General features: G+C 62.4%; 16 protein-coding genes. 12 read left to right on the forward strand and 4 right to left on the reverse strand.

The annotated features are described in order from the left end of the window. The first annotated feature begins 120 nt into the window (after positions 1-120). The 5 genes from EN885_RS09990 (at position 121) to EN885_RS10020 (ending at position 8,258) form a co-directional block, all read left to right on the forward strand. Complete coding sequence (locus tag EN885_RS09990) at positions 121-2,232, forward strand: TonB-dependent siderophore receptor (protein WP_128241901.1); 2,112 nt, start codon at positions 121-123, stop codon at positions 2,230-2,232. Between the two features lie 616 nt (positions 2,233-2,848). Then, positions 2,849-4,525 (forward strand): 2-isopropylmalate synthase, encoded by a 1,677-nt coding sequence (leuA, locus tag EN885_RS10005; protein ID WP_164547289.1) that lies wholly within the window; start codon positions 2,849-2,851, stop codon positions 4,523-4,525. A gap of 193 nt (positions 4,526-4,718) precedes the next feature. Continuing rightward, positions 4,719-6,497 (forward strand): hypothetical protein, encoded by a 1,779-nt coding sequence (locus tag EN885_RS10010; RefSeq protein WP_128241899.1) that lies wholly within the window; start codon positions 4,719-4,721, stop codon positions 6,495-6,497. A 99-nt stretch (positions 6,498-6,596) separates the two neighbouring features. Then, positions 6,597-7,400 carry an alpha/beta fold hydrolase gene (locus tag EN885_RS10015; RefSeq protein ID WP_126105215.1) on the forward strand — a complete coding sequence of 268 codons (804 nt, stop codon included), beginning with the start codon at positions 6,597-6,599 and terminating at the stop codon, positions 7,398-7,400. 234 nt (positions 7,401-7,634) lie between these two features. Further along, the gene (locus tag EN885_RS10020) at positions 7,635-8,258 is read left to right on the forward strand and encodes a hypothetical protein (protein WP_095484170.1); all 624 of its coding nucleotides are present in this window, start codon (positions 7,635-7,637) and stop codon (positions 8,256-8,258) included. Here the strand turns inward: EN885_RS10020 and EN885_RS10025 are convergent. Further along, complete coding sequence (locus tag EN885_RS10025) at positions 8,248-9,162, reverse strand: metallophosphoesterase (protein ID WP_127204895.1); 915 nt, start codon at positions 9,160-9,162, stop codon at positions 8,248-8,250. The two genes, EN885_RS10020 and EN885_RS10025, sit on opposite strands and share 11 nt — an antisense overlap. A 53-nt stretch (positions 9,163-9,215) precedes the next feature. Between EN885_RS10025 and EN885_RS10030 the strand changes: the two genes are divergently transcribed. Continuing rightward, positions 9,216-9,716: an NUDIX domain-containing protein gene (locus EN885_RS10030; protein WP_128241898.1), complete on the forward strand. Its 501-nt coding sequence runs from the start codon at positions 9,216-9,218 to the stop codon at positions 9,714-9,716. Position 9,717: 1 nt separating this feature from the next. Here EN885_RS10030 and EN885_RS10035 read toward each other — a convergent pair whose 3' ends face one another. After that, the gene (locus EN885_RS10035; RefSeq protein WP_128241897.1) at positions 9,718-10,707 is read right to left on the reverse strand and encodes a glutathione S-transferase family protein; all 990 of its coding nucleotides are present in this window, start codon (positions 10,705-10,707) and stop codon (positions 9,718-9,720) included. 274 nt (positions 10,708-10,981) lie between these two features. On the opposite strand from EN885_RS10035, the gene EN885_RS10040 reads away from it, so the two are divergent. The 6 genes from EN885_RS10040 (at position 10,982) to EN885_RS10065 (ending at position 15,717) form a co-directional block, all read left to right on the forward strand. Then, a complete protein-coding gene (locus EN885_RS10040) occupies positions 10,982-11,518 on the forward strand; it encodes an N-acetyltransferase (RefSeq protein WP_095484166.1) in 537 nt (178 codons plus the stop codon). Between the two features lie 70 nt (positions 11,519-11,588). After that, complete coding sequence (locus EN885_RS10045; RefSeq protein ID WP_128241896.1) at positions 11,589-12,350, forward strand: 3-hydroxyacyl-CoA dehydrogenase; 762 nt, start codon at positions 11,589-11,591, stop codon at positions 12,348-12,350. Between the two features lie 20 nt (positions 12,351-12,370). Further along, the gene (locus EN885_RS10050; protein ID WP_095484165.1) at positions 12,371-13,543 is read left to right on the forward strand and encodes a CaiB/BaiF CoA-transferase family protein; all 1,173 of its coding nucleotides are present in this window, start codon (positions 12,371-12,373) and stop codon (positions 13,541-13,543) included. 39 nt (positions 13,544-13,582) lie between these two features. Next, entirely contained in the window at positions 13,583-14,362 is a 780-nt protein-coding gene (locus tag EN885_RS10055) for a HugZ family protein (RefSeq protein ID WP_095484164.1), read from the forward strand. A 155-nt stretch (positions 14,363-14,517) separates the two neighbouring features. Then, positions 14,518-14,856, forward strand: coding sequence for a metalloregulator ArsR/SmtB family transcription factor (locus EN885_RS10060; protein WP_065011891.1), 339 nt, complete (start codon positions 14,518-14,520; stop codon positions 14,854-14,856). A gap of 57 nt (positions 14,857-14,913) precedes the next feature. Beyond that, positions 14,914-15,717, forward strand: coding sequence for an RNA methyltransferase (locus tag EN885_RS10065; RefSeq protein ID WP_128241895.1), 804 nt, complete (start codon positions 14,914-14,916; stop codon positions 15,715-15,717). Between the two features lie 29 nt (positions 15,718-15,746). Here EN885_RS10065 and EN885_RS10070 read toward each other — a convergent pair whose 3' ends face one another. Both EN885_RS10070 and EN885_RS10075 read right to left on the reverse strand, forming a co-directional pair. Continuing rightward, a complete protein-coding gene (locus tag EN885_RS10070) occupies positions 15,747-16,916 on the reverse strand; it encodes a hypothetical protein (RefSeq protein WP_128241894.1) in 1,170 nt (389 codons plus the stop codon). 148 nt (positions 16,917-17,064) lie between these two features. Then, positions 17,065-17,601 carry an EipA family protein gene (locus tag EN885_RS10075; protein ID WP_245493050.1) on the reverse strand — a complete coding sequence of 179 codons (537 nt, stop codon included), beginning with the start codon at positions 17,599-17,601 and terminating at the stop codon, positions 17,065-17,067. Between the last annotated feature and the right edge of the window lie 259 nt (positions 17,602-17,860).

Genomic DNA, 17,860 nt, shown 5'->3' on the forward strand with positions numbered 1-17,860 from the left:
TTTGCGACCCGGCGACAGCACCGGCCAGCCCGAGCGCGAGCCGCAAAAAATACTTGACTAAAATACTCAAATTTGAGAGCGCGGGACCGCAATCCTGTACCGAACAGTGGAGACGAGTTGATGCGGACGCGACCGACGACATGGCGCTTGGGGATATCATTGCTGGGCAGCGCTGCGATGCTCAGCCAGTTCGGGCCGGCTCGCGCTCAGGACGGCGGAAACATCACCGTCCTCGATAAAATATTGGTGGACGCCGAGAGCGACGAGATTCTGCTGCAGGATGGCTATGTCGCCAAGAAGGACCGCATCGGCACCAAGACCGACACGCCGATCGTCAGGATTCCGCAGGCCGTTTCGGTGGTGACGCAGAAGCAGATCGAGGACCAGAAGCCGCGCACGCTGAACGAATCGCTCGGCTATACAGCCAGCGCCAACCCCAACAGCTTCGGCTTCGACACCCGTTATGACGCCTTCTTCCTGCGTGGCTTCCAAGCCTTCTATAACGGCATGTTTCGCGATGGGCTGCGCCAGTACAATGGGCCATCGGCATGGTTCAAGACGGAGCCTTACGGCATCGAAGGCGTCACCATCCTGAAAGGTCCCGCATCTTCCCTTTATGGCGTCAGCGGTCCGGGCGGCATCGTCAATGTCGTCACCAAACGTCCCAAGGAGGAGCAGTACCGCGAAGTCGAAATGCTTATGGGCGAGCATAATCGCTTCCAGGCCGGGCTTGACGCATCCGGGCCGGTGAACGAGGACGGCAGCATTCTGTACCGCTTCACCAGCCTCGGCCGCAAAAGCGATACCGACCTGCCCGGCTACTCCGACGACAAGATCTACCTGGCGCCTGCGATCACTTTCAAGCCGGACGAGGACACCAAACTCACTATTCTCGGTGAATATTCGAAATCCGTCACCGGTGGCACGGCTGCGTTCTACAATCCGACCTATGGCAACCTGTCGGACGTCTACGAGGGCGATCCCGCCTGGAACGACTTCGACCAGACCCAGGGCCGCATCGGCTACGAGTTCGAGCACCGTTTCAACGACGTGCTGACGGTTCGGCAGAACCTGCGCTACAACGCTGTCGACGCGGACATCGAATACAGCGGCAATTATTCGATCGGCCCGGATCAGCCGCTGCAGCGCTACTGGGGCCACTATACCGAGGACATGAGGAACTTCGTCGTCGACAACATGGCGCAGTTCGAGTTCGACATCGGGCCGGTCAAGCACACTGCGATAGCCGGCATCGACTACGCCTGGTCGGACTATGATGCCGGCAGCGGGTTGTCCTACGTTTCCATCGACGACATCAAGGCCGCTCCGGTCCCCTACGTCGGCGGGCAGGAGATGAACCAGGTCGGCGTCTATTTGCAGGACCAGATGGAGTGGAACGATTTCACCCTGTTCGCCAGCGGTCGTTACGACTGGGTCGACACCACTTCCACCGCCGCCGACTTCACCAAGTCCAAGCAGGATGACAGCGCCTTCTCCGGCCGGCTTGCCCTGTCCTACCAGACGGAATGGGGCATCACGCCCTATGTCAACTATTCGACGTCGTTCTCGCCTAACATCGGTTTCGTCTATGATGACGTCAACAGCGACATCACCCGCGTCGCCCGCCCGACCAAAGCGACGCAGAAGGAAATCGGCGTCAAATACGAGATTCCGGATTACAACGCGACCATCAGCGCCGCCCTGTTCGACATCGACCAGAAGGATGGCGTCGTGTTCGATGCCTCGACCGGTATCAACAAGCAGCGTCAGCTCGACCTGAATTCGCGCGGCATCGAACTGGAAGCCAATGCCTCGCTCGACAACGGCTTCAGCGTCATCGCCTCTTACACCTATCTGCGCGTGAAAATCGAACGCGGCGCCGAGGGAACCGTGGGCAAGGAACTGTCGGCGACGCCAAATCACATCCTGTCGCTCTGGGGACACTACCAGTTCGAGAACGGCACGCTGGAGGGCCTGGGGCTGGGCACGGGCGTTCGCGTCGCCAGCAGCAGCTACGGCGATGACACCAACACTTTCAAGAACGAGGCGCGCGCCTTCGTCGACGCCTCCCTCTCCTATGATTTCGGCTACCGCAATCCCGACCTCGAAGGCGTGAAGCTGCAGGTCAACGCCAAGAACCTGTTCGATAATCAGAGGACCATCTGCTCGGCCGGCTATTGCTATCGCGACGAGGGCCGCTCGCTGTTCGCCAGCTTGCGCTATCGCTTTTGATGTCCGTCGTCGCCGGCGCAGTCCTGCAGTGCTGGCCTCGCGCCCGTGCCGATAAAGCCAGGTAATGCCGATGTTCTCCCCCGTGGCGAGCGGATTCCGGTCTCGGAGCCATCGACCTCGGCCTCGGCGCATGTTGACGGCGAAACGTCCGCCTTGGACACGCAGGCAGCACGCCGTGATCTCTTTGGCCACGGCGGAGCGCGCCAGGACGACAGCCACTTGCCTCTCTTCGGTCGCTCCTGTATGAAAACCGCCATGACTATCCGCGCCACCTCCGTCGCTTCTCGTCAGACCGGCCTTGCCGGCGAGACCGTGCGCGCGCTTGCTTCCACCCTGCTGCTTCTCGGCCTTATCGGCGATCGCCGGGTTCGCTGAAGGAGCGCCCGGCGGTCGAACCGCCGCTCACGCGCACGCTCCTTGGCCAGTCTCAAAATTGGCAAGTCACATCAAGCGAATGAACATCTGATAAAGGCGCCGCTCGGCACCAAATCCGTCTGAAGGCGGATCCCGCGAGCCGCCGGGAGAGACGACAATGAACGCACGAGAAGAAATCCACGCAGATAGTGGGGAGGTCGGCAAGGGTGCCGCAAAGGCCATGCCAGAGGCAGCCCGGGGCATGCCAGAGGCAGCCCGGAAATACCAACCTTACCCGACCGTCGGCCTCACCGACCGGATTTGGCCGTCGAAGGTCATCGACAAGGCGCCGATCTGGTGCTCGGTCGACCTGCGCGACGGCAATCAGGCACTGATCGACCCGATGGGCCACGAGCGCAAGGCGCGCATGTTCGCCCTGCTCCTCGACATGAGCTTCAAGGAAATCGAGATCGGCTTCCCGTCGGCCTCGCAGACCGATTTCGATTTTGCCCGCTGGTGCATCGAAGAGGGCAATGTATCAGCCGACGTCTCGCTGCAGGTGCTGGTGCAGTGCCGGCCGGAACTGATCACCCGCACCTTCGAGGCGCTGCAGGGCGCCACCAACCCGATCGTGCATTTCTACAATTCGACCAGCGAATTGCAGCGCCGCGTCGTCTTCGAGAAGGACGTCGCCGGCATCAGGCGGATCGCCACTGATGCGGCCAAGATGATCACCGACATGGCGGCCAAGGCTGGCGGCGGCTACCGTTTCGAATATTCGCCGGAGAGTTTTACCGGCACCGAGCTCGAAGTGGCGCTGGAAATCTGCAACGCCGTCACCGAGATCGTGAAGCCGACGGCAGAAAACAAGCTGATCATCAACCTGCCGTCCACGGTCGAGATGTCGACACCCAACATCTATGCCGATCGTATCGAATGGATGTGTCGCAACCTCGACAACCGCGAGAACCTGCTCATTTCGCTGCATCCGCACAACGACCGCGGCACCGGCGTCGCCACCACAGAACTCGGCCTGATGGCGGGCGCGGATCGCGTCGAAGGCACGCTGTTCGGCAATGGCGAGCGCACCGGCAATGTCGACATCGTCACCCTGGCGCTCAACATGTACACGCAAGGCGTCGATCCCAAGCTCGATTGCTCCGACATCAACCGGATGAAGGACGTCTACGAATATTCGAACCAGTTGAAGATCCCAGAGCGTCATCCCTATGTCGGCGAGCTCGTCTACACGGCGTTTTCCGGCTCGCACCAGGATGCCATCAACAAGGGCATGAAGGCGTTGCGCAAGGCCAACACGCCGTACTGGGAAGTCCCCTATCTGCCCATCGACCCGGCCGATGTCGGGCGCAACTACGAGGCGATCATCCGCATCAACTCGCAGTCCGGCAAGGGCGGCATAGCCTATGTGCTGCAGGCGGACTACGGCCTCAACCTGCCGCGCAACCTGCAGATCGAGTTCAGCCAGGCGATCCAGGCGATCACCGACGCCGAAGGCAAGGAGGTGCCGGTCAAGCGCATCTACGAGCGCTTTCTCGACACCTATGTCGACCAGCCCGGCGCGCGGCTGAAGTTCCTCGACCACCACACCTATCCGGACATCGAGACCAAGGGCCGGCGTGCGGTAGAGGCGGTCATCCTCGACAGCGGCAAGGAGGTGACGATATCAGGCTCCGGGACTGGGCCGATCGACGGCTTCGTCGACGCGCTGTCGCGCCATGTCGGCGTGCCGATGTCGGTGCTCGACTATTCGGAGCACTCCATGCAGCGCGGCTCGAATGCCTCGGCCATCTCCTATGTCGAGATGGAGCACCCCGACGGCAAGCTGTTCGGCGCCGGCATCAACACCAACATCGTGGCCGCTTCGCTGGAAGCCGTGGTTTCCGCCGCCAACCGCATCATCGGCCGAAAGGTCGACTAGACAAGCGTCGAAAGCTCACAGCTGGAGCAAGATGAACCAAGATGGTATCATCTTGCTCCGGTCTTTCGCACCATTAACCACCGGAGAATTATCCGGTGGGGTACGCGATCGCATAATGGATGCATGCTTGTATGGCAGTGCAGGCTCTATATGATTGCGTCTTAACCTGTGCCGACTTCGAAAGGATCGACACTTGCAGCATGCCACGCCTGCCGCCCCCGCAGTGCGCGAGACGTTGGAACGATTGCTAGCCAGCGAAACGTTCGGACGATCCGAGCGAGCGCGTAAACTGCTTCGCTATCTGGTCGAGCGCGAGCAGGCAGGCGAAGCCGACAAGCTCAAGGGCTTTTCCATCGCGATGGATGTTTTCGGCAAGGACGGCGATTTCGATCCGTCGACCGACGCCGTCGTGCGGGTGCAGGCGGGCAGGCTCCGCGAGCTTCTGCAGCATTACTTCGCCAATGAGGGTGTTGCCGAGCCGATCCGCATCGCCATTCCGCGTGGCGGCTATGTTCCATCCTATGAACTCAACGCGATCCGCCTGCCGGTCGAGCCGGCGCCGGAGGAACACGCCGAGGCGGCGGCCACCTTGTCGGGATCGCTCGAAGAACCAGGTATGGCCGCTCGTGCCGCATCGTTGATGTCCCCTGTCGTTCGCGAGCCGGCGCCCTCGCTGCTGCGCCATCTCCAGTTCTTCTGGTTGGCGATCGCTCTGGTCATCGCCATGCTGGGAGTGCTGATCCTTCGTCAGGGAAGCGGCGCATTGCTGGCGGGAAGCGATACCGCGTCGACGATCGAAAACGCAGTGGCAACCGGCAGCATTGCGCCATGGGCTCCGATTGAAACCCTTCCGCTCGTCTACATTGCAGTGAAAGCCGACAGCGCCGAGGCTGCCCGCGTCGCGGCATCGCTGCGCGCCGGCCTCAGCGGCTTCGATACGGTCAACTTCATCGGTCGGGACGCCGACGGCCCGCCCGATCCGGTCACCGATGCAATCAGCTTCGTATTCGATGTCTTGCCGGGACCAACGGCAGGCGATGTCACCCTGGAGCTTCAAAGCGTGGCGACCGGACGGGTCCTGCTGTCACGCAATTTGACTGCCGCCGACAGCACACCCACCACCGTCGAGGACAGTGTCGCCGGTATTTTGAGTTCGGCCATTCCCGCCTCGGGCACGATCTACAACTATATCGAACAGAGCGGCCTTCAAACCGGCCTGACGGAATGTCTGCTGCTCAACGACAAGTACTATCTCGACCAGGGCGCCAAAACCCATGAGGCTGCCTATCGCTGTCTCGAAAACCTGGTCAATCGGGATGCGAAATCGTCGCTCGTCTATTCGGAACTCGCGGCCCTGCATCTCGAGACGGCGACAGATCACTACGCCTATCCAGCCGGTGCAACGATCGAACAGGCGCTGTCGCTTGCCCGTCGCGCCGTGCAGATGGGGCCGACCAGCCCGTATGCGCACCGTGCCTATGGCTATCTCAATTCCCGCCTCGGCAATTCGGAGGAATCGATCCGCTGGATGCATAAGGCCTACGAACTCAACCCTTACGATCTCAGCATGGCGGCAGCTTACGCCTATGGGCTGATTTTCGCCGGTAGGTACAGGGAGGGAACACCGATCCTTGCGCACGCCGCCGAAACCTCCAGCGCCCATCCGACCTGGTGGGACTACGGGCTTTTCGTCGGCCAGTTCATGACGGGCGATATGAACAAGGCCGCGCTTGCCAGCGAGGCGTTACAAGCGACGCCGACGAAATCGCACTATCTGGCTGCGCGGCTGATCGGCGCGAAGGCAGCCGGCCGCGATCAACTGGCGCACGAACTCGTGGACCAGATGACTGTCAAATTCCCGAAATTCGCTGCCGATCCGCGCGCGACCTTTGTCGAGAGGCGATACCCCGCCGATCTGACCGATCGGCTGGTCGAGGCCTTGCGTGCCGCCGGGCTCGGCAACGCCAGCTAGAAAATAGCACGGCAGATCGCAAAAATTTTACTGGCCATCGCCTTAGACAAGGCGCAATCCAGCCACAATTCGCGATTCGCATAAAAACCATAAATTTTCATGATTTCATCCCTTTACACTGCCGAACGGGGCGCCGGCCCGAGGACAGTTGTCTTCCTGCATGGCTTCGGCGGCTGCCACGACGACTGGCACGAGGTGATTTCGACACTGGCATTTGGTTCACGAACGCTGGCCTACGATCTTCCGGGCCATGGGCTATCACTCGATTTCCCGGGTGGCGGTCCGGCCAAGGCGGCCGCTAAGGCCGTTCTTGCGGACCTCGCCGCGCGCAGAATTAAGAGGGTGCATCTCGTTGGCCATTCTATGGGCGGAGCGGCGGCAGTGCTGATGGCATTGGCCGAACCCGAAAGGATAGCGTCACTGACGCTTCTGGCGCCGGGCGGTTTTGGGACTGAGATCAATGGGCCGCTGTTGCGCCGTTATGCCGCCGCTGCCGGCAAGAGTGAAATCCGCGCCTGCCTCGCCGCCATGTCCGGACCGCAAAGCCTGCCCTCGGAGCGCATCGTGGATGTTCTTGGCGAAATGCGTGCCCGTCCCGGCCAGTTGCAGAAACTTGTCGACATCGCTGCAGCCATGACCAGGGGCGATCGGCAGGGCGTCATCCCGCGCGAACGGCTCGAAACGCTTGATATGCCGGTGATGGTGGTTTGGGGGATAGATGACGCGGTGCTGCCCTTCACCCAGGCAGACGGTCTGCCGACGCATTTCCACCTGCACCACGTGTTGGAGGCTGGCCATATGCTGATCGAGGAAGCGCCCGGCCTGATCGCCGAGATCGTCCGCCGCAATATGAAACGCCGCAGCAGGCCGTTTCGTCCTAAATCCGCCGCCGCGGCGAACTGATCCGTCTCTGCCAAGCGCGGCTTCAAGCCTGGTTTGTCCGGCAAGCCGCTCAATGCATGTCGCCCAAAGTGCGTAGCGGTTTTGGGATAACGACATGCATAAAAACAGGACTTTAATGCGCGTCGCATGAACCCTTTCAGACGCGACGCGCTTTAAACGCCTATCGATCACACAAGTGCATTTTGCCAACGGCTGTGTTAATTCGATGTTAACCAAACCCGCGAGGCAACGCCGATGAAGGACGCAGGCGAGAACATCACACAGATCGATCAGTCGCGAAAACTGTCCGATGCCATCCGCGACGTGAAGAACGCCTTCGCCGACCGCGACGACGTCGTGGTCGACATGCGCGAGGCGCATCGTATGCGGCTCGATTTGCTTGCCGCCGAACTCGCGCCCATCTTTGCCGACGTGCCCGCCGACATGGACAATTTCGACTTCGCCGTCTCGTCCGGGCTGCAGCCGCGCCTGTGGATCGACGCCGTCAGCCATGTCGCCATGGGACGCGACCGCCGCACCTATCGCTTCCTCAGGGATACGCGCATCGGCCGCGTGGTGCTCGCCGAATCGACCGAGATGAAACCGGTTGCCGATCAGGTGACGCGCTACGTCGCGGAGCGTGTCGTCGAACGCCAGAGAATGATGGAAGGCGGAGTCGAGCAGGCTGTCGCCGGCCTGAAACGTGCCTTGGTCCCTGAAGCCGAGCCGCCGCTGCAATCCGTCCGGCGCGGCAAGGGTTGGTCGGCCTTCCTCTCCGGTCTCGGCCTGATCGCCGCCGGCGCCCTGGTCGGACTGGCTGTATCGATCGTGTTGTTCTGGGACCGCCTCGTTGCGATGGGACTGAGCTTCAGGCCATAGCGTTCGCGCCAAGTTCCAGAACCTCCAGATCGGAAGGCGGGATGGCCGGGCCGGTCAGGCCGCGTCGCGTCAGCCTGATCCGCCAGTTGTCCTTTTCGCCATCGATCTCCAACAGATTATATTGCGCCGCTGGGTGCCTGCCGCCTGGCGCCTGCCCTGCGGCGGCGACGCCGACCACCGGAATTTTGGCGCCGCGCCCGCCGATGAAGAACAGCGTCGGCTCGTGCGAGTGGCCGTGCAGCACAAGCTCGGCCCCGTGCCGCTGAACGAGCTTATGGAAGCGGGCAATGCCAAACAGCCGCTTGGGCTGCGAAACGGCGCCGCGCACCGGCGGATGGTGGATCATGATCACCCGGAACAGCCCGCGCTTGGCGGTGGCATCGAGCACTACGCGCAGCCTTTCCGCCTGATCCTCCAGAAAGAAGCCGTTGGCCATGAACGGAGCCGTGGCCCGCGCCGTTGTCACACCGATCAGCGCGACGTTGCCACGCACGCGCAGATAGGGAAAGGCGTCGCGGTCTACCGGCGTATTGACGCCGTCGCCGGTCATCCACGCCGTCCACGACCGGCAGGCCTTGTCGAAGGCGCCAGGCACATAGGCGTCGTGGTTTCCCGGAACGACCGACACATCATCGGGAGAACCCAGCGTCTCCAGCCAGTGCTTGCCCATCTCGATCTCACCGTCGAGCGCCAGATTGACCAGATCGCCGGTGACCGCAAGGTGATCCGGTGCGCTCGCCTTGATATCGGCGACGATGGTGTCGATGACGGCATCGCGCATGTGGCGGCGGCGGTTGCGCTGCCAGTTGACGTAACCGACCACGCGCTTGGAGGCGAGATCGCGATAGGTTACACCGGGGAGCGGTCCCAGATGGATATCGGAAATATGCGCGAGCCTGAACATCCTCTCTTCATAAGCGACGCGCGCGCTGCTTTCCACCCACGGTTTCGTGGGTGATGACGCGGCCCGAACCGAAGCAGGCCTTCCGCCAGACCGGCTGGCCGGGTCTCAGGGCAAGGCTGTTTCATCTGTATTTCGTGCTGCGGCGGCCGATGACGCTCGGGGTGCGCGGCCTGGTCCACGACCGCACGTCCAATTCCGTCTTCCTCATTCGCCACACCTATGTACCGGGCTGGCAGCTTCCCGGCGGTGGCGTCGAGCTGGGCGAGACGATGATCGAGGCGCTGGCGCGCGAGCTCTCCGAGGAGGCCAATATTGCATTGACCGCGCCGCCGGTGCTGAAATCGATGCACTTCAACCGGCGGGCCAGCCGCCGCGACCATGTCGGACTCTATTTGGTCGAGCAGTTCAATCAGACGGCGCCGAAGCTCCCGGACCGCGAGATCGCCGCGGCCGGTTTCTTTCCGCTTGACCGCCTGCCGGAAGGAACGACGCCGGCCACGTTGCGGCGGATTGCCGAGATTTTTGGCGGCGCGGCGGCGTCGCCCTACTGGTAGATCACGCCGCTTTCCTGAACCGCACCCGATCATGTGGCGCCGCGTAGTCCAGCTCCGGTCCGACCGGCACGATGCCCGTCGGGTTGATCGTTTCGTGGCTGCCATAATAGTGCGCCTTGATGTGGTGCAGGCTCACCGTGCCTGCAACTTCAGGGACCTGATAGAGGTCGCGCAGATAGTTCGACAGGTTCGCATAGTCGGCGACGCGGCGCAGGTTGCACTTGAAATGGCCGACATAGACCGGATCGAAGCGGACCAGCGTGGTGAACAGCCGCCAATCGGCCTCTGTAATGCGGTGACCGACGAGATAACGCTGGCGAGACAGACGGTCCTCGAGTTGGTCGAGCGCCGAGAACAGTTCGCCAAACGCTTCCTCATAGGCCGCTTGCGTGGTGGCGAAGCCGGCCCGGTAGACGCCGTTATTGACTGAGGGATAGACCAGCGCATTGACGGCGTCGATCTCGCCGCGCAGTGCTTTCGGATAGAAGTCGAGGCTGGCATCGCCCCATTCGTCGAAGGCTGAATTGAGCATCCGGATGATCTCGGAGGACTCATTGGAGACGATTGTTTGTTCTTGCCTGTCCCATAGAACCGGCACCGTCACGCGGCCGGAATAAGCGGGATCGGCCTTGGTGTAGATCTGATGCAGGAAATCGAGCCCGTAGAGCGTGTCGCCGGTGGCGCCGTCCTCGGCCAGGAACGTCCAGCCATCGGCGCCCATGAAGTGGTGGACGACCGAGACGGAAATCACGTCCTTGAGCCTCTTCAGCGCGCGAAAGATCAGCGTCCGGTGCGCCCAGGGACAGGCAAGCGAGACATAGAGATGGTATCGACCGGGCTCGGCCATGAAGCCGCGCTTGCGGCCCTCGGCTGGTGCGCCGTCGTGAGTGACCCAATCGCGCCATTGCGACTGTGCCCGCATGAACTTGCCACCACTGTCCGCGGTGTCGTACCCGCGATCATGCCACCTGCCTTGGACCAGCAGTCCCATACTAAATCTCCTTGCGTCCTCCTCATCATTTAGGCGCAAGGCGGCGCTGCCGAAGTCGTCATGTGCTGAACAGACCGTCACTTGGGCGAAACGGCAGGCGAAAACGGCCGATTGCAGCGGCTGGAAATTGATGCTAGCGGACAATCCGCATGTTCGACTTTGCTTTGATCCGGTTCGACCGACGACGAAAGGGCGCCCGCGCTTGATAAAGCGCTGACTGGCGAACGCTGCCGTTTGCAGCAAACCTTTCCCCGTATACCGGAACGCAAAGACCATGAGCCTTGCCGACGTGAAATACCTGCCGGAAACTCCGGCGCATGACCTCGAAATCGAAGCCATCAACGACGAAGCCTTCGGGCCGGGCCGTTTCGTGCTGGGCGCCTACAAGATCCGCGAGGGCGGCCCGCATGAACGCGCCCTGTCCTTCGTGGCCGTCGATGGCGATATCGTTGTCGCCTCGGTGCGCATGACGCGTATCGCGGCTGGCGCCGGCCGCGCGCTGATGCTCGGACCGCTTGCCGTGCGGCCGGCCTTCAAGAATCTCGGCATCGGCCGCCGGCTGGTGGCAATCGCGCTGGAAGCCGCCGCCAAGGCCGGCATGCCTGCCGTGATGCTTGTTGGCGACGAGCCCTATTACGGCCCGCTCGGCTTCAAGAGAATCCCGCGTGGGCAAATCTCCATGCCGCGCCCGGTCGATCTCGACCGGCTTTTGTCGCACGAGATCGTGCCGGGCGCGGTGTCAAGGCTGGTGGGGGAGGTTTGCCACGCCGATCAGGCAAGGGTTGCCGCGCACGTCGCCGCGATGGCGTGACCATCCGGATGCTGTTGCGCCGTTCTGTCGGGCTTCGTAGCATATGGCCGGCAGGATGGAGGACGCCGGCATGAACCCTAACGGCCAGATTGCGATCGTCACCGGCGGTGGCTCCGGCCTCGGCGAGGCGACGGCGCGGGCGCTGGCCGCGAAGGGCGCCGGCGTTGCCATCCTCGACCTCGGCATCGACCGTGCGGCGAAGGTTGCGGCTGATATCGGCGGCATCGCCGTCCAATGCGACGTGAGCAGCGCCGACGGCGCTGCTGCTTGCGTGGCGGAAGTGGCAAAAAAGCTCGGCGAACCCCGTATCCTGGTTAATTGCGCCGGCATCGCCATCGGCTTGAAGACAATCGGCAAGGACGGCCCGCATCCGCTCGACCAGTACCGCAAGGTGATCGAGGTCAATCTGATCGGCACCTTCAACATGATCCGCCTCGTCGCCGACCGGGCCGCGAAGCTTGCGCCGCTGGAGGGCGGCGAGCGCGGCGTCATCGTCAACACGGCATCGGTCGCCGCCTATGACGGTCAAATCGGCCAGGCGGCCTATTCGGCCTCCAAGGGCGGCGTGGTCGGCATGACGCTGCCGGTGGCGCGCGACCTCGCCCGGTCGGGCATTCGCGTCTGCACCATTGCGCCCGGCATCTTCAAGACGCCGATGATGGCCGGCATGCCGCAAGAGGTGCAGGATTCGCTGGGCGCCGCGGTGCCCTTCCCGTCCCGTCTCGGCGAGCCTTCCGAATATGCAGCCCTTGTGCTGCACATCATCGAAAACCAGATGCTCAACGGCGAGACCATCCGCCTCGATGGCGCCATTCGCATGGCGCCGAAGTAGCCGACCATGAGTGCCCGACCATGAGTGCCGAGGTCTCCCCGCTGGCGAAGACCGGCCCGCTCGCCGGTCTGACGGTGATCGAGATGGCCGGGATTGGACCGGTGCCGCTGGCCGGCCTGATGCTGTCGGAGATGGGAGCCGAGGTGCTGCGCATCGAGCGGGCTGGATCAACCCAGCCGTTTCTGTCGCTACCGGACGAATATGACATCGACCGTCACGGCCGCTCTATGCTGCGGATTGACCTGAAGCGCCAGGAGGGTGTCGAACTGGTGCTGCGCCTCGCCGAAAAGGCCGACATGCTGATCGAAGGGTTTCGTCCTGATGTCATGGAGCGGCTTGGTCTCGGGCCCGATGCCGCAGTGGCGCGCAACCCGGCGCTGATCTACGGCCGCATGACGGGGTTCGGCCAGAACGGACCGCTATCTGGTCGTGCCGGTCACGACATCACCTATCTCGCCTATTCGGGTGTGCTGCACGCTATCGGCCAGGAAGGAAGCCGGCCAGTCCCACCGCTCAACCTCGTCGCCGACTATGGCGGCGGCGCCATGATGCTGATTGCCGGCGCGCTGGCCGCGCTGTTTGAGCGTTCGCGCTCCGGCAAGGGCCAGGTGATCGACGCCGCGATGACCGAGGGCGCTTCGATGCTGACGACACCTATGCACGCCTTGATGGCGGCGGGCCTGTGGAGTGACAGACGCGGCGCGAACCTGCTCGATTCCGGGGCGCCCTTTTACGACACCTATGAGACGGCGGACGCACGGCATGTCGCCGTCGGCTGCCTTGAACCCCGGTTCTTCGCCGAATTCGCAAGACTGCTACCGCTCGACGAGCGTTTTGTACGCGGCCAATACGACAGGACCTTGTGGCCAGAGATGCGTGCCGCGATTGTCGATCGGGTCCGGCAGAAGACACGGGACGACTGGGACCGGCTCTTTGCTGCGACCGATGCTTGCTTTGCGCCGGTTCTGTCGCTGAGGGAAGCCAGGGATCATCCGCACAATCGCGCTCGCAACGCCTTTGTGACGTCGGGTGCGCTTGAGCGCCCCGCCCCAGCGCCGCGCTTTTCGCGCTCCCGGCCGACGCTTGCCGCCGTGCCGGCCGTTCACGATCGTCAGGCGGCGACCGTGCTGGCACGCTTCGGCCTTTCGGCAAGCGAGACTGAGGCCCTTGTCAAATCCGGTGTGATAGGTTGATAACTGGAGAGCAAAAATCAGCTTAAGACGGTGAGCATTTTGGGCGACCGAAAGAAGGACGTGATTCGCGAGACCGACGCCGAAGCGATCAGGCTGGCGAAAACGCTGATCCGCAGGGCCCGTTTCGGCGCGCTGGCGGTGATCGAGCCTGGGACCGGTTCGCCGCTGGCCAGCAGGGTTGGTGTCGCCACCGATATCGACGGCACGCCGCTGATCCTCGTATCGATGCTGTCCGCCCACACCGGCGCGATCCTTGCAGACCCGCGCTGTTCCCTGCTTGTCGGCGAGCCCGGCAAGGGCGACCCGCTGGCGCACCCGCGGTTGACGCTCGTCTGTCGGGCAGCACGGCTTGAGCGCGGATCCGACGAGCACGCCCGCGCCGAACGGCGTTATCTCAACCGTAACCCCAAGGCGAAGCTCTATGCCGGACTTGGCGACTTCTCGGTCTTCCGCCTCGAGCCGAAGCGCGCCAGTCTCAACGGCGGCTTTGGCAAGGCCTACTTGCTCGAGCGCACCGATCTGGTCATGACCGCGCCGATCGTCGAAGAGCTTGCCGCTGGCGAACAATCCGCCCTCGACCACATGAATGCCGACCATGGCGATGCAATTGCCGTCTACGCCCGCCATTTCGCCAAGGCCGCAGGCGACGGCTGGATCATCACCGGCTTCGACGCTGACGGCATGGACCTGGCGTTGGGCGACGATGTCTGCCGGGTCTTCTTCCCCGAGCCACTGAGGACGGCGCGTGAGCTCAGGCATGTTCTGGTCGACATGGCAAAGACCGGCCGAGTGGCAGACGAAACACAGTCCGACAGTTAATCGCGTCGGGTCGAAAGCAAGTCTTGAGGTTTGAGTGAAATGTTCTACCCTTTCCCGGTAGCGTTGAATCGCCAGCGCACATTCGCGAGTGAGCCTATGGAATCAGACGCTATTGCCCCCATAGCGCCGGATGAGCAGGAAGGTATGGGGGATCGATGGTCTCGAAAAAGCTAATCGCCAACGCCGAATCAGCGGCTGCGTTTCTGACGCTGATGGGCAACGAGAAACGACTGTTGATCATGAACTATCTGGCCGATGGTGAAATGTCGGTCGGCGCTATCGCCGAGAAGGTTCTGCTCAGCCAATCGGCCTTGTCACAGCATCTGGCCAAACTGCGGGCGCTCGATCTCGTCGAGACCCGGCGCGACCGGCAGATGATCTACTATTCCTGTAAATCCGATGCCGTGCGCGAACTTCTCAACACGCTGGACGGGATTTTCGGCGAGGGTGAGCTGTCGCAGATGGCGTACCGCCCGCGTCGCTCCGGGACTTGACCGGCCGGCCCAAGTTCTTCTTCCCTCGCTGACCCTATTTCGTCTGCCGAGGAACGCATGCGTCCCATTCATATCGACGACCCGCAAGACCCGCGCGTCTCCGCCTATCTCGATATCCGCGAGCGCGATCTTGCCGGCCGGCAAGGCCGCTTCATTGCCGAAGGCAAGGTGGTGCTCGAAATGCTGTTCGCCGCCGAACGCTTCACGGCCGAATCGGTGCTCATACTCGAAAACCGGCTGGCCGGCCTCGATGCAACCCTGCGCCGGGCGCCCGCGGACCTTCCGATCTATGTGGCGACCAGCGAGGTCATGGACAGGATTGCCGGCTTTCACATGCATCGCGGCATATTGGCGATCGGCCGCAAGGGTGCGGCGCAGCCTGCCGAGGCCTTGCTGGACACCCTGCCCGCCCGTGCGTTGATCGTCGTGCTGGTCGGCATCGCCAACCATGACAATATGGGCTCGATCTTTCGCAATGCCGCTGCTTTCGGCGCCGATGCGGTGTTTCTGGACACGACCTGCTGCGATCCGCTGTACCGCAAGGCGATCCGCGTCTCGGTCGGCGCCGCGCTGAAAGTTCCCTTCGCCTCCTTCACTGAGACCGGCGGCTTCACCGCAGCGCTCGACCGGCTGGGCTTCGGCCAGTTCGCTTTGTCGCCACGCGGGCGAACCGAGATCCGTAATGCGAAAAGGACCGAACGGCTGGCGCTCTATCTCGGCACCGAAGGCGAAGGGCTGCCTGAGAGCCTGCTCGCCCGCCTGCGGACGGTGCGGATCGATATGGCAGAAGGCTTCGACAGCCTGAATGTCGCCGCCGCGTCAGCCATCGCCTTGCATCATTTTTCGGCAGGCAGGACCTGAGCCGCAGAGGTCAGCATCACTGCCTGGGTTCAATGCGTCGACTCGGCCTTCTGCAGCGCCCGCACGCGATCGGCAAGGCTGCGTTCACCGCTTCCCGATTGCTTGGGTGCCGCAAGAACCTTTGCGATCGGCGAATCCGGCCCGTCGAGCTTCGCCGTCAGGGCGACGACCTGCGCCGCCAGGTCGCTCATCTGCTCGCGCAACGCAGCGCTGGCGCGGCGCGCATCGCTGCCGCCTTCCGATTTGGACGCCTCGAAGGCGGCAATATTCGTTTTCAGTTTCTTGTTCTCGCGGGCCAGTTCCGTCAGCCTCGCCTCCAACCGCTCCCGGTCGCTGTCGAGCTTGGCGATGGCTTTTTCGATGTCTTGGTCGCCCTTGACGGCCGCATCGACCTGACTGCCTTGCACTCCGACGAGACGCACCGCCGACGCGTTTTCCACGCTTTCGCCTTTCGACTTTTCGCGAAGCCGCGCGATTTCCTTTTCGCGGCGGTCAAGCTTGTCCTCGCGATCGGCAAGCGTGGCGAGCAGGCGCTCGACCTTCTTGACCAGTTCGCCGGTCCTTTTCTTTTCGGCCTTCAACGCGTCTCGCACGGCCTTGCTCTCGGCCGCGATCTCCTGTTGGCGCCTGTCCGCTTCCTTGCGTTGGCCGCGCAGCACCGAAATGTCGTCGGCCAGCTTTTGCAGCTCGGATTCGCGCGCCACAAGTTCGATCTGACGGCTGCTGGAAGAAAAGCTGGCGTCGTCATACATGTGCTCCAGCTTTTTCAGCTCGAGCACACGCCTTTCCAGGGCATGCTCGGCTTGAGCGAGCCGATCCGACAAAAGCTGCAACTGGTCTTCGCGCTGCCGAAATTCTTTGCCCTTGGCCTCGAGTTCGGAAAGGGCCTGTTCCTTGTCCTTCCGCTCGACCGCCAGTTCCTTCAGTGCCTCGCGGCCGCGGCCGATCTCTACAAGCTGTTCGGCCGATTTCTCGCGCAGCGATTTGACGGTCATCTCAAGCCGGCGCGTCGACATGGCGAACTCGGCGCGGATGCGATCCTTCTCCGCTTGGATCTCGGCCAGTGTCAGCGGCATCGAGCCCTCGACGCGTTTGCGCGTCAGCATCACGGCCCGCCGCCAGATGGCCGGGGCAATCATCAGCGCCAGAAAGCCGGCGCAGAGAAAGCCGAGGACAAAGAACAGGACCGACTGAACCAAGGTGACTATCCGTTATGGACGGCAAACAACCGTTATGGACTGTGCCACGTTCGCATGACGGAATTCCAGTGCTGCGGCAAGGGTCTGCCGCAGCAATGTCCAGATCGTCAACCCTGGAACCAATCGAGATCGCGAGGCAACCGCTTGCTCAGAACGGATTCCAGGTGGCGCGCTGGGTAAGCTTGAGGTAGCCGAGATTGACACCAAGCCGGGCGCCGACGCCGGTACGGATCGGCACCAGCAGCACATTGTTGTTTTTCATCACGTTGAAGCCGACGCCAGCCACGATATAGGCCGAGCCGGCAACGCCGCCGAAACGATTGTAGAGGCTGTTCACATCGTCGAGATTATAGACCAGCATCATCACCCGCGAGCCTTCGCCGCCAAAATCCCAGCCAAGCGACGGGCCCTGCCAGAACACTTTGTGATCACCGGCATTCTTGGTGTAGAGCGTGCCTTCGCCATAGGTCAGGCCACCGATCAGCGCGCCCGAGCCCTCTTCGCCAAGCAAATAGCCATTGGGCAGGCCGTAGGAGGCGAAAATCTTCTCGACGACGGTAGCGAGCCCGCCCGATGTCGCGCCGAAGAATTTATGACCGGAATCGACAATCTCCTGAGCGGTGTACTCCTGGGCCCGCGAAGCCGAGGTTGAAAAGACGACAAGGCCCATGAGAGCGATCGCCATCGAGATGACACGGAAAAAGCTCCGGTCGTAGTATCGGGAAAACATGCTTCCAATCTCCGTCAGGGAGCACCTTCGCCGACGCCTCGCATCCGTGCGGCTCTTTGGCGGCCGTTAAGGATGACTGTTATGGGCAAACTATGCCGTAATCCTTTTTCAACCATTAAGCTTTCACATGAAGATGGCGGTTAGAAGGCTGGTTCGAGCCGGTTTCGCGTCGCCCGCGCAGTATCCGCACCCTGCGTGAACACACCATTTTCGA

The organism is Mesorhizobium sp. M6A.T.Cr.TU.014.01.1.1 (assembly GCF_004022765.1).
GTDB lineage: Bacteria > Pseudomonadota > Alphaproteobacteria > Rhizobiales > Rhizobiaceae > Mesorhizobium > Mesorhizobium mediterraneum.

Excerpts from the sequence above, each read along its gene's own strand:
- EN885_RS09990 (WP_128241901.1), top strand. The coding sequence starts at position 121 with ATGCGGACGCGACCGACGACATGGCGCTTGGGGATATCATTGCTGGGC.
- leuA (WP_164547289.1), top strand. The coding sequence starts at position 2,849 with ATGCCAGAGGCAGCCCGGAAATACCAACCTTACCCGACCGTCGGCCTC.
- EN885_RS10015 (WP_126105215.1), top strand. The coding sequence starts at position 6,597 with ATGATTTCATCCCTTTACACTGCCGAACGGGGCGCCGGCCCGAGGACA.
- EN885_RS10020 (WP_095484170.1), top strand. The coding sequence starts at position 7,635 with ATGAAGGACGCAGGCGAGAACATCACACAGATCGATCAGTCGCGAAAA.
- EN885_RS10025 (WP_127204895.1), bottom strand. The coding sequence starts at position 9,162 with ATGTTCAGGCTCGCGCATATTTCCGATATCCATCTGGGACCGCTCCCC.
- EN885_RS10030 (WP_128241898.1), top strand. The coding sequence starts at position 9,216 with ATGACGCGGCCCGAACCGAAGCAGGCCTTCCGCCAGACCGGCTGGCCG.
- EN885_RS10035 (WP_128241897.1), bottom strand. The coding sequence starts at position 10,707 with ATGGGACTGCTGGTCCAAGGCAGGTGGCATGATCGCGGGTACGACACC.
- EN885_RS10040 (WP_095484166.1), top strand. The coding sequence starts at position 10,982 with ATGAGCCTTGCCGACGTGAAATACCTGCCGGAAACTCCGGCGCATGAC.
- EN885_RS10045 (WP_128241896.1), top strand. The coding sequence starts at position 11,589 with ATGAACCCTAACGGCCAGATTGCGATCGTCACCGGCGGTGGCTCCGGC.
- EN885_RS10050 (WP_095484165.1), top strand. The coding sequence starts at position 12,371 with ATGAGTGCCGAGGTCTCCCCGCTGGCGAAGACCGGCCCGCTCGCCGGT.
- EN885_RS10060 (WP_065011891.1), top strand. The coding sequence starts at position 14,518 with ATGGTCTCGAAAAAGCTAATCGCCAACGCCGAATCAGCGGCTGCGTTT.
- EN885_RS10065 (WP_128241895.1), top strand. The coding sequence starts at position 14,914 with ATGCGTCCCATTCATATCGACGACCCGCAAGACCCGCGCGTCTCCGCC.
- EN885_RS10075 (WP_245493050.1), bottom strand. The coding sequence starts at position 17,601 with ATGGCGATCGCTCTCATGGGCCTTGTCGTCTTTTCAACCTCGGCTTCG.